This is a genomic window from Joostella sp. CR20 (assembly GCF_038433465.1).
In the GTDB taxonomy this organism is placed as follows: domain Bacteria; phylum Bacteroidota; class Bacteroidia; order Flavobacteriales; family Flavobacteriaceae; genus Galbibacter.
Map to the genome: position 1 here is coordinate 735,518 of NZ_JAESVF010000001.1, position 13,063 is coordinate 748,580.

The 13,063-nt window shown below is 34.2% G+C and carries 15 protein-coding genes; all 15 read left to right on the forward strand.

The features are described 5' to 3' along the window. Positions 1–32 precede the first annotated feature (32 nt). The 15 genes from JMA43_RS03200 to atpA all read left to right on the forward strand — a co-directional run bounded on the left by JMA43_RS03200 (position 33) and on the right by atpA (position 13,029). The gene (locus JMA43_RS03200; protein WP_342154877.1) at positions 33–725 is read left to right on the forward strand and encodes a hypothetical protein; all 693 of its coding nucleotides are present in this window, start codon (positions 33–35) and stop codon (positions 723–725) included. A gap of 16 nt (positions 726–741) precedes the next feature. Then, on the forward strand, positions 742–1,329 hold the full coding sequence (locus JMA43_RS03205; protein ID WP_342154879.1) for a hypothetical protein: 588 nt from the start codon (positions 742–744) through the stop codon (positions 1,327–1,329). Between the two features lie 135 nt (positions 1,330–1,464). After that, positions 1,465–2,340, forward strand: coding sequence for a helix-turn-helix domain-containing protein (locus JMA43_RS03210; protein ID WP_342154881.1), 876 nt, complete (start codon positions 1,465–1,467; stop codon positions 2,338–2,340). A 110-nt stretch (positions 2,341–2,450) separates the two neighbouring features. Next, positions 2,451–3,392, forward strand: a complete 942-nt coding sequence (locus tag JMA43_RS03215; protein ID WP_342154883.1) for an alpha/beta hydrolase — start codon at positions 2,451–2,453, stop codon at positions 3,390–3,392. A gap of 67 nt (positions 3,393–3,459) precedes the next feature. Next, positions 3,460–4,023, forward strand: a complete 564-nt coding sequence (locus tag JMA43_RS03220; protein WP_342154885.1) for a TMEM175 family protein — start codon at positions 3,460–3,462, stop codon at positions 4,021–4,023. A 22-nt stretch (positions 4,024–4,045) separates the two neighbouring features. Then, positions 4,046–4,906 carry a carboxypeptidase-like regulatory domain-containing protein gene (locus JMA43_RS03225; RefSeq protein WP_342154887.1) on the forward strand — a complete coding sequence of 287 codons (861 nt, stop codon included), beginning with the start codon at positions 4,046–4,048 and terminating at the stop codon, positions 4,904–4,906. Between the two features lie 218 nt (positions 4,907–5,124). Next, on the forward strand, positions 5,125–7,674 hold the full coding sequence (porW, locus tag JMA43_RS03230) for a type IX secretion system periplasmic lipoprotein PorW/SprE (RefSeq protein WP_446719396.1): 2,550 nt from the start codon (positions 5,125–5,127) through the stop codon (positions 7,672–7,674). Positions 7,675–7,682: 8 nt separating this feature from the next. After that, positions 7,683–8,102 carry a bactofilin family protein gene (locus tag JMA43_RS03235; protein ID WP_342154891.1) on the forward strand — a complete coding sequence of 140 codons (420 nt, stop codon included), beginning with the start codon at positions 7,683–7,685 and terminating at the stop codon, positions 8,100–8,102. Beyond that, positions 8,062–8,310: an AtpZ/AtpI family protein gene (locus JMA43_RS03240; RefSeq protein WP_342154893.1), complete on the forward strand. Its 249-nt coding sequence runs from the start codon at positions 8,062–8,064 to the stop codon at positions 8,308–8,310. The genes JMA43_RS03235 and JMA43_RS03240 overlap by 41 nt, the downstream gene beginning before the upstream one ends. 42 nt (positions 8,311–8,352) lie before the next feature. After that, positions 8,353–8,733 (forward strand): hypothetical protein, encoded by a 381-nt coding sequence (locus JMA43_RS03245; RefSeq protein WP_342154895.1) that lies wholly within the window; start codon positions 8,353–8,355, stop codon positions 8,731–8,733. Between the two features lie 130 nt (positions 8,734–8,863). Beyond that, positions 8,864–9,955: a F0F1 ATP synthase subunit A gene (atpB, locus tag JMA43_RS03250; RefSeq protein ID WP_342154897.1), complete on the forward strand. Its 1,092-nt coding sequence runs from the start codon at positions 8,864–8,866 to the stop codon at positions 9,953–9,955. Positions 9,956–9,996: 41 nt separating this feature from the next. Then, entirely contained in the window at positions 9,997–10,197 is a 201-nt protein-coding gene (gene atpE, locus JMA43_RS03255) for an ATP synthase F0 subunit C (RefSeq protein WP_342154899.1), read from the forward strand. A gap of 131 nt (positions 10,198–10,328) precedes the next feature. Next, positions 10,329–10,820 carry a F0F1 ATP synthase subunit B gene (locus tag JMA43_RS03260; RefSeq protein ID WP_342154901.1) on the forward strand — a complete coding sequence of 164 codons (492 nt, stop codon included), beginning with the start codon at positions 10,329–10,331 and terminating at the stop codon, positions 10,818–10,820. A gap of 20 nt (positions 10,821–10,840) precedes the next feature. After that, positions 10,841–11,389: an ATP synthase F1 subunit delta gene (gene atpH / locus JMA43_RS03265; RefSeq protein ID WP_342154903.1), complete on the forward strand. Its 549-nt coding sequence runs from the start codon at positions 10,841–10,843 to the stop codon at positions 11,387–11,389. 62 nt (positions 11,390–11,451) lie between these two features. After that, entirely contained in the window at positions 11,452–13,029 is a 1,578-nt protein-coding gene (atpA, locus tag JMA43_RS03270; RefSeq protein ID WP_342154905.1) for a F0F1 ATP synthase subunit alpha, read from the forward strand. The last annotated feature ends 34 nt before the right edge of the window (positions 13,030–13,063 follow it).

Here is a 13,063-nt window from a genome sequence, read left to right on the forward strand (position 1 = left end):
TAAAAATTATATAAAGTCATTTTTGATAATAAATGTTGATTTATATATTAAGAGAAATAAATATTCCAAGAACTGAAATTAATGTGTGGGAAACAGTTTCTTACTATTTTCAAAAAGATAAAAAGCAACTATCAAATGAGTTTCAGGATTTTCACGACAGATTAACCTATAAGTATCCATGTCTTTCTGAAAGTAGTGATACTGTTTGGGGAGATGGCCCTCTCATTAATAATTTTGGAGATAAAGTTGCATGTATTGATTTGATTATTGGTTTTAGTAAAGAGGAAGAAAAAAAATCAATCCAAGCACTGAACTATATAGTGAGTTTAGCCACAGAATTTAATTTTGATTTATATTTAGAAGGAACTAATAAGATAATACGACCAAACAAGGTAGCAAGAAAATATGACCAATTAACTTCTAAAGGAATTATTCTTGCTTTAATTTTAATGTCTTTATTTAATATTTCTGACCATGTCTATAACATTGAAAATGAAATTCCTTTTAAACCTACTGGTGGGAAAAGAGCTATAGTTGATGTTGCTTTTTATGGGATTGCTAAAGTTTGTATAAAAGTAGTTGATTATGACACATTACAATTCATATTAAAAAATATTACAATTATTGTTATAATTTGGTATTTGTATGACATATATAATTATTTTATTTTTAAAAGGAGAAGCCAATATTTAATCAGGTCTTCAAAGAAGTTTAGACGAAATTAAACAACAACATAGCAATATGACTAAAATAGAAGAAAGGATAAATATTGCAATTTCTATAAAATCAAATTATGGAGAACGTAAAAAAGGAATTGACCGCCAAATTCAAAATTTGAAGTGGTTAATTACAATGAATGTTGTTTTATCTATTCTTTTTATAGGATTTATTTTTGCCAGTATCTTTTTTGAGCCTCTAGGCCTTAAGGTTTTTCAATGGCATAAAATGGGACTAATGGTTGTTTTTTTGCCAATGTTTTTAATGCGAATTCCAAATGATATTTTTGAGTTGAAATTACTTAATCACTCCAAAAAAATATCCGGTAGTAAAGATTTTACTGCGCTCGATACTTTAAATATCGATTTGGCAAGCTTTATTCGTAAACAAAACAACCAAATAAAAAGTGCTCCTGTGTGGTTTGCTTTGACATTGTTTCTTTTGCTAGCAGGCGTTTTTCAAACTATAAATCAAGAAGTCAATGTGTATTGGAGTTATGTTAAAATCCCTGTAGTTTTATACATTCTACTATTTGTAATCAGGTTTTTTATGCTGAATAAAAAGCTCAATAAAAACATTCAACAAGTAGAAGAAAAATTAACAACAATATGAGTTTTAAAGTTTTTCGATGTTGCTTGCTTGTAATTTTAAGTTGTTGTTCTATTTCATTGTAGAAAGTCAGCACGCAATGCAAAGTGTGCGGTAGTACACGTGTATTTTTACTTTAAAAACAATATTGATTTGAAAATGGAAATTAACACATTTACAAATTTTAAAGCATTCAATAGTTTTATTGGGGTTCAAGCACCAATCGGTAGTAATATAGATATTGGGAAATACCCTGAAAACACTTTGCTGAAATCGCAAGGTATTTATATTGATTTTTACCGAATTTCTTTTAAAACCAATTACATCAATCCCGAATTACCAGATTACGACCCAAAGAGCCCAAAACCAATTACAGCCGTATTTTTTAACAGTCCGGGAAAAATATACGAATGGGAACTGACCGATAATTTTGAAGGCTATTATCTGCAACTATCAAAGGAGGTTATTGAAAAGAACCGTTATCTGTTTCAAAAATTTTTAGAATATGGTTATCACGAAGCTTTGTTTTTAACTAAGCAAGAAGAACAAGAAATTGTACTGCTTTACGAAAATCTTATTCAGAAATGCAGTGATAAAAGTACGGGTCAGAATGTTTTATTGGCCTATGTAAATTTAATCTTGAATTTAGTTGAATCTTTTTATAAAAGGCAATTTGCCACCGAAACAAAAAAGTACAATCACATTGTAAGCGAATTTCAGCAATTACTTCGAGACTATTATACTAGCAGAATTGAAGGTGTGCCTACGGTACATTATTTTGCTGATAAAATGAAGCTCACTCCCAATTACCTTGGAGATGTTCTCAAAGCCTATACTCATAAATCTGCTATAGAAACTATTCACGAACATATTACCAACAGGGCAAAAAAATTACTTCTTGAAAGCAATCTTACAAGTACCGAAATAGCTTTTGAGTTAGGATTTGACTATCCTAACTATTTTTCCAAGTTTTTTAAAAAGCAAACACAACTCACACCAAATCAATTTAGGAAGGAAAAAAATACCAAAAAGTAGGAAACATCAGTAAAAAGTTTCCTTTTTATAAGTAAATCGTTCACTGTAAAGTGTTTATTATCAGGTAATTTTGTGATATAGTTTTTTAATAATCATAAAAAAATAATATTATGTCACAACAAAAAATTTCTTATAAGAACACTAATAACGGACTAATGATGTCTGCTTATTTAGACCTCCCGAATGATTTTGATAAAAACAAAACCTATCCTGCTTTGGTAATTACGCATCCAGGTGGTGGTGTAAAAGAACAAACTGCAGGTATTTATGGAAGAAAATTTTCTGAACACGGTTTTATAACCATCGTAACAGACGCGTCTTATCAAGGTGAAAGTGGTGGCGGACCTCGTCAGTTAGAGAACCCTTATATCAGAACGGAAGATATAAGTTCTGCTATCGATTATTTAACAACATTACCTTATGTAGATAATGAACGCATTGGCGCTTGGGGAATATGTGCAGGTGGAGGTTACACCGTAAACGCAGCTATTAATGACAAACGTATTAAAGCCGTTGGAACAGTTAGTGCGGTTAATATTGGGCATATGATTAGCAAAGGTTGGCTAGGCGACCAAGATATGAAAGATGCCATTGCTTCATTAGAATTTGGTGCTTCGGCAAGAACTCAAGAAGCTAATGGAAGCGATGTAGTCCAAATGCCAATGGCGCCAATGAAAAAAGAGGATACACCTTACACCGATCTAAAAGAAGCTTGGGAATATTATCATACCGATAGAGCGCAATGTTCCACATCACCAGGATATGGAACGGCAAGAAGCCTTACCCAATTGGTTACTTATGATGCCTATAATATGGCGGAAATCTATTTAACACAACCATTGTTTGTAGTAGCAGGTAGTGTTGCAGAAAGTAAATGGATGAGCGATGACCTTATGGAAAGAGCAGGAACGGACAATAAGCAACTATATATCGTTGAAGGTGCAAATCATATGAAACTGTACGATATTCCAAAATATTTAGATGAAGCAGTTGCACAATTAGCACCGTTCTTCAAAGAACATTTAGGTGTAGCGAAACTTGTTGAAGCTTAATTTCAATAGTATTTGAGGCCGAAGTTTTACTTCGGCTTTTTTATTAAATTTTCAGAAAACTATACAGATGAAAAAAGAACGTTTTGAAGCCATTACAGATGCCGTTATGGCAATTATCATCACTATTATGGCATTAGAGATTGAACTGCCAAATCTAAGTGAAGTAGGGGTAAACGATTTTTTGGTGCAAATCATAATTTATATTATAAGCTATGCCTTTATTGCTATTCTTTGGATTAACCATCACAATATTTTTAAATACGTGAAAATTGTTGACCATACAACTTTATGGCTTAACTTCTTGTTATTGTTTTCAACTTCTTTGATTCCTTTAGCCACAAGAACCATTGATGAGTTATTTTACGATAATAAAAGTCACATTATATTTGCTTTAGTATTTGGTTCTGCAACCTTATTTTACTTTTTGCTAGATGAAAGGTCTTTAAAATTATCTGGAGATACACGTACCGCAGATACTAGAAAAATGAATATTATTGCAATTGTTTTATTTGCTTTGGCTATTCCTTTAAGTTATGTAAACGTTTATATGTCGTCTGCAATTTTTGTTTTGGTTCCAACTGCTTATTTTTTGTTACCTAGAAAATTTCTGAATAAAAATATAGCCAACTAATAAATGACAAATTAACAACAATATGAGTTTTAAAGTTTTTCGATGTTGCTTGCTTGTAATTTTAAGTTGCTGTTTTGGTAGCAAAGTATTTTCTCAAAATGAAATAGTTGGAAAAGTACTCGACGCAAATTCTTCCGAAGTTATACCGTACGTAAACATTGGAGTTGAAGGCAAAAATATTGGCACAATTTCTAAAGATGATGGTTCTTTCCGTATACAATTAACCAACAAATTGCAGGGTGCTTCTATTACTTTTTCATGTGTAGGTTTTGAAAAGAAAACAGTTGCTATTTCAGCTTTAAAGAAAAATCCTGAAGTTACTTTAACTCCGAATATCTTAATGCTCGATGAGGTTGTTTTGTCGGAATTCAAAAAGCAAAAACGTATCGATAAAAAATTGGGCGGGTATAAAAAAACATGGTTTAATACTGGCGAAGCCAATACAGATAGTTATGGCCAAGGAAAGGAGTACGGACTCAAAATTGAAAGTCCGGGGGTTGAATATAAAATTGAAAAGATAAATTTCTCGCTAAGCGAAAACACCATCGACAGTGTTTTGTTTCGAATAAATATCTACAAACTCACTTCTGATGGAGAACCGACAAATTCAATTTTACCCGAACAGCTTTTTGTAAAAACGTATAAAGGAGAACATTTGGTAAGTGCAGATGTTTCTAAAATACCATTGAATATTGATGAAGATATAATGGTAAGTATAGAGCCTGTGCGGCTTTGGTATGATGTTAAAAACGACAATCAGTTGTTTTATGCGCAAGCCAAAGGTAAAAACCAATCGTATTTGCGCAACTCGAGTTTGTCGAATTGGATAAAAAACGAGCTTCCTCCGTTTTCAATTTTCTTAGATGTTTTTTATTATAAATGATGTGATTCTTACTGTCGGAAAAAGTATTTTCAAAATTTTCCTTTTTGCAATTCTTCAGGCTATTTTAAAGCTCTAATTAAGGTTTCTCGGCGCAGAAAATGGTACGAACAAAAAAATAATGTATTTTTACCTCATATCAGCAATAAATATCAAACTTCAAAGTTACTCATTAAGTGATATTTAAAATTTTGAAGATGGTATTTAAATGGAAATCGACTTTGAATAAATACCTAAAAATAAGTGCGTTTTTACTGCTTTTGGTGCTCGTTACAATGGCGTGTTCTACCAAGAGAGATGCTTTTTTAAACAGAAATTTTCATGCGTTAAACACCAAATACAATGTGTTGTTTAACGGAAAAGAAGCTTTAGCAGAAGGACAACAAGAGCTCATCGAGAAATATGTAGATAATTATTGGGAAATTCTTCCGGTGGAACGAATGGAAATTCGCGACGAAATAATTATCGATACCGCACAGTTAAATCCGCATTTTCAACGTGCCGAAGAAAAAGCGACCAAAGCCATTCAAAAACACGGAATGAATATTGGCGGGCAAGAGCGAAATCCGCAAATAGATGAGGCGTATTTACTACTCGGAAAAGCGCGTTATTACGACCAACGTTTTGTGCCTGCATTAGAGGCTTTTAATTACATCCTTAGAAAGTATACAGCAAGCGATATTATCCATCAAGCGGCCATTTGGAGAGAAAAAACCAATATCCGAATGGAAAATGAAGAGGTGGCAATTACGAATTTAAAGAAAGTACTTCAGCAAGATATTACAGAGCAAGAATATGCCGATGCTTCGGCAATGTTGGCGCAGGCTTATATCAATTTACAACAAAAAGACAGTGCTATTTTTCGTTTAAAATTGGCTACAAACACTACCAAAAGTTACGAAGAACAAGGGCGTTACAATTACATTATTGGTCAGTTATACGATGAAAAAGGCGAGTTAGACAGTGCCAATATCGCTTTTGATAAAGTGATTGAACTCAACAGAAAATCGCCGCGTATTTATATGATGAATGCTTATGTGGAGAAAATTAAAAATCTCTATGAGCAAGGAGTGGAAGATTCTACACTGTTGGCAGAACTCGATAAGTTGCAAAAAAACCGAGAGAATCGTCCGTATTTAGGGAAGTTATACCGATTAAATGCAGCGTATTACTTAAAAAGAGAACAATACGATTGGGCGCAGTTTTACTTAAACGAATCGATAAAATATACAGTTGAAGACCCAAACTTGTTGGCGTTAAATTACGAAGACTTGGCAACCATGCATTTTGACAATGCATATTACAAAGAAGCGGGTGCTTATTACGATAGCACATTGACCAATTTAAGTGAAAACACTAAGAAGTTTAGAACCATTACTCGCAAACGCGAAAACTTAGAAAGTGTTATTAAATACGAAGAAATAGCGCATCGAAACGATAGTATTTTAACCGTAATAGCGATGCCAGAAACCGATCGTGTTGCATACTTTCAAAAGCATATCGATTTGTTAAAAGAAATTGCTGCCATCGAAAGAGAGAAGGCTGAAATAGCGGAGCTTCAAAATAATTATGGCGCCCTCGGGAGTTTAAAAAGTTCGAAGAGCAACGCATCCGATTTTTATTTTTATAACCAAACAAGTGTGGAATACGGAAAGCAGGAGTTTAGACGTATTTGGGGAAATCGAAGCTTAGAAGACAATTGGAAACTCAGTAAAAACATTGGGATTACGCAAGAAGAATCTGCTATTGCAAATACACTTAATCCAGACGACTTGCCTTTTTATCAAGTAGATTTTTATACAGATAAATTGCCGTCGACACCTTCAGAAATTGATAGTTTAAAACAAGAATACAACTTTGCAAATTATCAATTAGGACTTATTTATAAAGAGAAGTTTCAAGAGTACGAATTGGCTGCCGATAAGCTAGAAACTTTATTGAAAAATAATCCGGAGGAGCGTTTAATATTACCTTCAAAATACAATTTGTATAAAATTTACGAACAGTTAGGTTCGCCTTTAGCGTCTCAGTATAAAGAAGATATTATTGCCAACCATTCCGATTCGCGTTATGCAGAAATTCTTAAAAATCCAGAAGCTATTTTAACCGATGAAGCTTCGAGTGGTAGTGCTGTGTACGCATCGTTGTATAAAGATTTTGAAGACGAAAAGTATGAAAAGGTAATTGCAGAAGCCGATGCAAATATTTCGAAATACAATGGCGACGATGTAATGCTGAAATTTGAAATGCTAAAAGCATCAGCCGTAGCGAGATTGTACGGGTATAAAGCCTATGAAAAAGCACTTAATGAGATTGCTTTGAACTATCCAAATTCCGAAGAAGGAATGGAAGCCGAAAGCATCATAAAAAATACATTACCACTAGTTGCCGATACTACTTTTAATATGGATGCGATGGCATCGACCAAATGGAAAGTTATTTATCCGTTTAAAAAAGGGAATATGGCTGGAGTAGAAAAGCTTACCAAAACAATTGATAAGTCGCTTAAAGATTTAAAATATGCGCACCTAACGCATTCCGAAGATGGATACGACCCAAATACTATGTTTTTGGTGGTGCACGGATTTAATAGCAAAGAACACGCAGAGGGCTATGCAGAACTGTTAAACATTAACAAAGATTATTTGGTTGATAATGACAAATTTGTAATTTCGTCTGCTAACTATAAAAAGGTTCAAATTCATAAAAATTTGGATGTTTATTTAGTTGAATATAATAACAATAACCCAAACAACCCCAATCTTAATTAGTAGAAATCATGTTTGCAGAATCTAAGAAAAACAGAATAGAGCCACTTACAGGGCAAACGAACAGAATTGTTGAAAACACAATTATTAAAGGTGATTTAATTTCTGAAGCTGATATTCGTATCGACGGAGATTTAGAAGGAAGTATCACTGCCAAAGGAAAAGTTGTAATTGGAAGAGCCGGAAAAGTAACCGGAAAAATCCAATGTATGAATGCCGATATCGAAGGTAAATTTGAAGGCGATCTTTTGGTGGAAAATATTTTAACGCTTAAAGGCACTGCAGCCATAGAAGGCGATGTAGTTGTTGGGAAATTGGCGGTAGAGCCAGGCGCCACTTTTAATGCGGCTTGTTCTATGAAAGGTGCTTCTTTAAAATCGGTTCAAGAAAATGACGCAAAACAACAAAAAGCCACCGAAAAATCAGCTTAGTGCTTGGGTTAAGTTTACCAATATAGGGCTACAAATGGCTATTGTAATAGCTGCAGGTACTTATTTTGGGGTTTGGCTCGACGAAAAGTTTCCGAATCAATATTCAGCTTACACAATTATATTTTCATTGCTTGCTGTTTTTGCTTCCTTGTACAATGTGTACAGGCAAGTAAAGGCGTTAGAAAAAAAGGAAAATACGCACGATTAATAGGTTGCTACAAGTTTTTCCTTTTCTACTCATATAAATTTTATGAAACAATCTTTTTTAAAATATTTAAAAATTCTTGTGCCAATAACTATAATAATGGTGTTGGCACATTATTTTATCCAAACCAATGCGTTTCCCGAAGCAACGTTTTTTTATTCTTTATGGAGTATCTATACGTTTCATTTTGTTTTGGCATTGGTGACTTTTCTAGCAGTTGTTTATGTACAGTTTACCTTGCCCGAAAAAACAGGCTTAGGGTACTTGGCATTAACGGGTATAAAAATGTTTGCAGCGCTTATTTTTTTAATTCCGTTATTGCAGTCTTCCATCGAAAATCCTATTCCAACCGTGTTTAGTTTTTTCATTCCATATTTTATCTATTTAGCGGTAGAAGTAGTGTTTGTTGTAAAACTCTTAAATTGAGGTGTTTTTGAATAAAATATCACTTTTTTCAAAGTAGTTGAAAAAAAATAGTTGTTAACTTCCTATTGTGAATAAAAAATGTACCTTTGCACCAAATTTTTGAGGACCATATATTTTATCAATAAGAGGTATGAGGATAGCACAGAAATCTATCGAGAGATTTTTTCTTTTAGCGTTGTTTGTAATTTGTTTAGGGCTGAATGCTCAAGAACACGAAGGCGCTCATAGTGAGGAAGCTACTGCGGAAGAGGCTTTTAATCCAACAGAGTTAATAGATCACCACATAAACGATTCTCATGAATTTCATGTAATCGATTGGGGTGGGCATGCAATTTCTATGCCACTTCCTGTAATTCTTTGGACTGATAATGGATTGGTTACTTTTATGTCTTCTGAATTTCACCACGATGAAACAGGTGAAGTAATCGTTGAGAAAAACGGACAAAAATTTGCACGTGTACACGACGAAATATATTATGCTGATGGTGGGTTGAATTTTGATGAAGAGCATCATGTTTCAAATGATCGTCCACTTAACTTTTCAATTACAAAAAACGTATTTACTTTAATGATTACTGCATTGTTAATGTTGTTAATCTTTATTCCGGTAGCAAATTCATATAAGAAAAACCAAAAAGCACCAAAAGGATTGGCTGGTTTTATGGAGCCTTTAATTGTTTTTGTACGCGATGAAATTGCTAAGCCAAACATTGGTGAGGCAAAATATAAAAAATACATGCCGTATTTGTTAACTGTATTTTTCTTGATTTGGATTGGAAACCTTTTTGGTTTAATTCCATTTTTCCCATTCCAAGGTACGTTAACAAACGACATCCTATTTACAGGGGTTCTTGCAACATTTACCTTTTTAATCACTTTGTTTAGTGGTAATAAAAACTACTGGAAGCATATTTTTGCTACACCAGGGGTTCCAACTTGGTTGTTGCCAATTATGATTCCTGTTGAGGTTTTAGGAATGTTTACTAAGCCATTTGCTTTAATGATTCGTTTATTTGCAAACATTACAGCAGGGCATATTATTATATTAAGTTTATTATCGCTGATTTTTATTTTCGAATCGGCAGCTGTATCACCAGTGTCAATACTTTTCTCATTGTTTATGTATGGGTTAGAGTTGTTGGTAGCAGTTTTACAAGCATATGTGTTTACCTTACTTTCTGCCTTGTTTATTGGGCAAGCAGTAGAAGAGGCACATCATTAAAATTGAGTTTTATTTATTAACTATTATATAAATTTTTAATTATGGTTTTAGCTGGAATAGGAGCTGGATTAGCTGCCATCGCTGCAGGATTAGGTATCGGTAAAATTGGTGGGGCTGCAATGGATGCCATTGCACGTCAACCAGAGGCGGCTTCAAAAATTCAAACTGCTATGATTATTGCTGCTGCACTTATTGAGGGTGTTGCACTTTTCGCAGTAGTAGTTGCGTTAATCGCAAAATAATTTTTGACAAAAAACTAAACAATGCTTTAACGGTTGGTTAAAGCATTGTTTTACTCACTTTGGTGAGTGATGTGCTCTTAACAAGGGCAGTTAATGAAAAAACAAATAGAACGTATTTAATATTTTTTATAATGAATATTACACATCCTGAAAGTTTAATATTTTGGTCGGTAGTAGTTTTTATCATATTATTTGTGCTATTACGCAAATATGCTTGGAAACCTATTTTAGGAGCTGTTAACAGTAGAGAAGAATCTATTAATAAAGCGTTAGCATCTGCAGAAGAAGCTCGTAAAGAATTACAAAATCTTCAAGCAGACAACGAAAAGCTTTTACAAGAAGCGCGTAGTGAGCGTGATGCTATGCTAAAAGAAGCTCGTGAAATCAAAGAGAAAATGATTGCCGAAGCAAAAGAGCAAGCAGAAGCACAAGCCGATAAAGTAATTAAGCAAGCGCAGCAAACAATTCAAAGTGAAAAGCAAGCTGCTGTTGCCGAGTTGAAAAACCAAGTTGCAACTTTATCAGTAGAAATTGCAGAAAAAGTAGTGAAGTCAGAATTATCGTCTAATGAAAAACAATTAAAGTTGGTAGACGATATGTTGAATGAAGTTACTTTAAACTAATTTTGTAAGTAAGGAACACCATGAAAGGTACCAGAGCAGGAGAAAGATATGCTAAAGCTGTGTTAGACTTTGCCAAAGAGCAAAACGCTCTTGAAGCTGTTAACGCAGATATGAAAGATATCTTAAATACGATAAACGGGAGCGATGAGTTGAAAGATGTACTTCAAAGCCCTGTTATTAAATTATCAGACAAGAGTGCTGTGCTTAAAGAAATTTTTTCTGGCATACATGCAGTATCAACTGGTTTAATTGATATGCTTATCGATAATAACCGTGTTAATTTATTAAAAGTTATTGCTGAAAAATATATCATTTTATACGATAGATTAAGAGGACAAGAACTTGCTATTGTTACCACTGCGGTGCCATTATCTGAAGCTTTAGAACAAAAAGTTTTAGCTAAGGTAAAAGAGCTTACAGGAAATAGTGCAACTATAGAAAATAGAATAGACGAAAGTATTATTGGAGGGTTTATTTTGCGTGTTGGAGATATTCAATACAATGCAAGTATTGCCAACCAGTTAAACAATCTCAAAAGAGATTTACATAATAACACATACGTTTCTTAATAATTTAAACTAAAAGGTAAGATGCTTTATTGAAAGCATCTAAAATCTAAATACTAAATAAGATGGCTGAAGTTAAAGCGGCTGAAGTATCAGCAATATTAAAAAAGCAACTATCAGGATTTGAGGCGAAAGCTTCATTAGACGAAGTGGGAACTGTACTCCAAATAGGGGATGGTATTGCCCGAGTTTACGGATTGGCAAATGCACAATACGGAGAGTTAGTTCAGTTTGAATCTGGATTAGAAGGGATTGTACTTAACCTTGAGGAAGACAATGTTGGGGTTGTACTTTTAGGGCCTTCAAAAGAAATTAAAGAGGGAGATACTGTAAAGCGTACACAGCGTATCGCATCTATTAAAGTAGGTGAAGAAATGGTAGGTCGTGTTGTAGATACTTTAGGAAACCCAATTGATGGTAAAGGACCTATTGGAGGAGACCTTTACGAAATGCCTTTAGAGCGTAAAGCTCCTGGGGTTGTTTTCCGTCAACCAGTAACAGAGCCATTACAAACAGGTATCAAGTCTATCGACGCGATGATTCCTGTAGGTAGAGGTCAACGTGAGTTGGTTATTGGAGACCGTCAAACTGGTAAAACTACTGTTTGTATCGACACCATCATTAACCAAAAAGAATTTTACGATGCGGGAGAGCCTGTATTCTGTATCTATGTTGCAGTAGGACAAAAAGCTTCTACAGTAGCATCTATCGCTAAAACTTTAGAAGATAAAGGTGCTTTAGCTTATACAGTTATTGTTGCTGCAAACGCTTCAGACCCTGCGCCAATGCAAGTTTATGCACCATTTGCAGGAGCAGCTATCGGAGAGTATTTTAGAGATACTGGACGTCCAGCCTTAATTATTTATGATGATTTATCGAAACAAGCGGTAGCATACCGTGAGGTTTCATTATTACTTCGTCGTCCACCAGGACGTGAAGCATACCCTGGAGACGTTTTCTTCTTACACTCTAGATTATTAGAGCGTGCAGCAAAAGTTATTGCTGATGATGAAATCGCAAAAGGAATGAACGATCTACCTGAGTCGTTAAAACCAGTAGTAAAAGGTGGCGGTTCTTTAACTGCATTACCAATTATTGAAACACAAGCAGGAGACGTTTCAGCATATATCCCAACAAACGTAATTTCTATTACAGACGGACAGATTTTCTTAGAGTCAGATTTATTCAACTCTGGTGTACGTCCTGCAATTAACGTAGGTATTTCGGTATCTCGTGTAGGAGGTTCGGCTCAAATTAAATCAATGAAGAAAGTATCAGGTACTTTAAAACTAGATCAAGCACAATTCCGCGAATTAGAGGCGTTTGCTAAGTTTGGTTCAGACCTTGATGCTGCTACAATGAATGTAATTGAAAAAGGAAAAAGAAACGTAGAGATATTAAAGCAAGCTCAAAACGATCCTTACACTGTTGAAGATCAGGTTGCAATTATCTATGCAGGTTCTAAAAACCTTTTAAGAGATGTTCCTGTTGAGAAAGTAAAAGAATTTGAAAGCGATTATATCGAATTCTTAAATGCGAAACACAGAGATACATTAGATACTTTAAAAGCTGGTAAGCTTACAGACGAAGTGATTGATGTACTTTCTCAAGTAGCAAAAGAACTTTCAGCAAAATATAATTAAGCCCCACTCGGTCTCCCCAAAGGGGAGAAGATAG

Coding starts and splice junctions, on each gene's coding strand:
- JMA43_RS03200 (WP_342154877.1), top strand. CDS start 33: ATGTTGATTTATATATTAAGAGAAATAAATATTCCAAGAACTGAAATT.
- JMA43_RS03205 (WP_342154879.1), top strand. CDS start 742: ATGACTAAAATAGAAGAAAGGATAAATATTGCAATTTCTATAAAATCA.
- JMA43_RS03210 (WP_342154881.1), top strand. CDS start 1,465: ATGGAAATTAACACATTTACAAATTTTAAAGCATTCAATAGTTTTATT.
- JMA43_RS03215 (WP_342154883.1), top strand. CDS start 2,451: ATGTCACAACAAAAAATTTCTTATAAGAACACTAATAACGGACTAATG.
- JMA43_RS03220 (WP_342154885.1), top strand. CDS start 3,460: ATGAAAAAAGAACGTTTTGAAGCCATTACAGATGCCGTTATGGCAATT.
- JMA43_RS03225 (WP_342154887.1), top strand. CDS start 4,046: ATGAGTTTTAAAGTTTTTCGATGTTGCTTGCTTGTAATTTTAAGTTGC.
- JMA43_RS03235 (WP_342154891.1), top strand. CDS start 7,683: ATGTTTGCAGAATCTAAGAAAAACAGAATAGAGCCACTTACAGGGCAA.
- JMA43_RS03240 (WP_342154893.1), top strand. CDS start 8,062: ATGACGCAAAACAACAAAAAGCCACCGAAAAATCAGCTTAGTGCTTGG.
- JMA43_RS03245 (WP_342154895.1), top strand. CDS start 8,353: ATGAAACAATCTTTTTTAAAATATTTAAAAATTCTTGTGCCAATAACT.
- atpB (WP_342154897.1), top strand. CDS start 8,864: ATGAGGATAGCACAGAAATCTATCGAGAGATTTTTTCTTTTAGCGTTG.
- atpE (WP_342154899.1), top strand. CDS start 9,997: ATGGTTTTAGCTGGAATAGGAGCTGGATTAGCTGCCATCGCTGCAGGA.
- JMA43_RS03260 (WP_342154901.1), top strand. CDS start 10,329: ATGAATATTACACATCCTGAAAGTTTAATATTTTGGTCGGTAGTAGTT.
- atpH (WP_342154903.1), top strand. CDS start 10,841: ATGAAAGGTACCAGAGCAGGAGAAAGATATGCTAAAGCTGTGTTAGAC.
- atpA (WP_342154905.1), top strand. CDS start 11,452: ATGGCTGAAGTTAAAGCGGCTGAAGTATCAGCAATATTAAAAAAGCAA.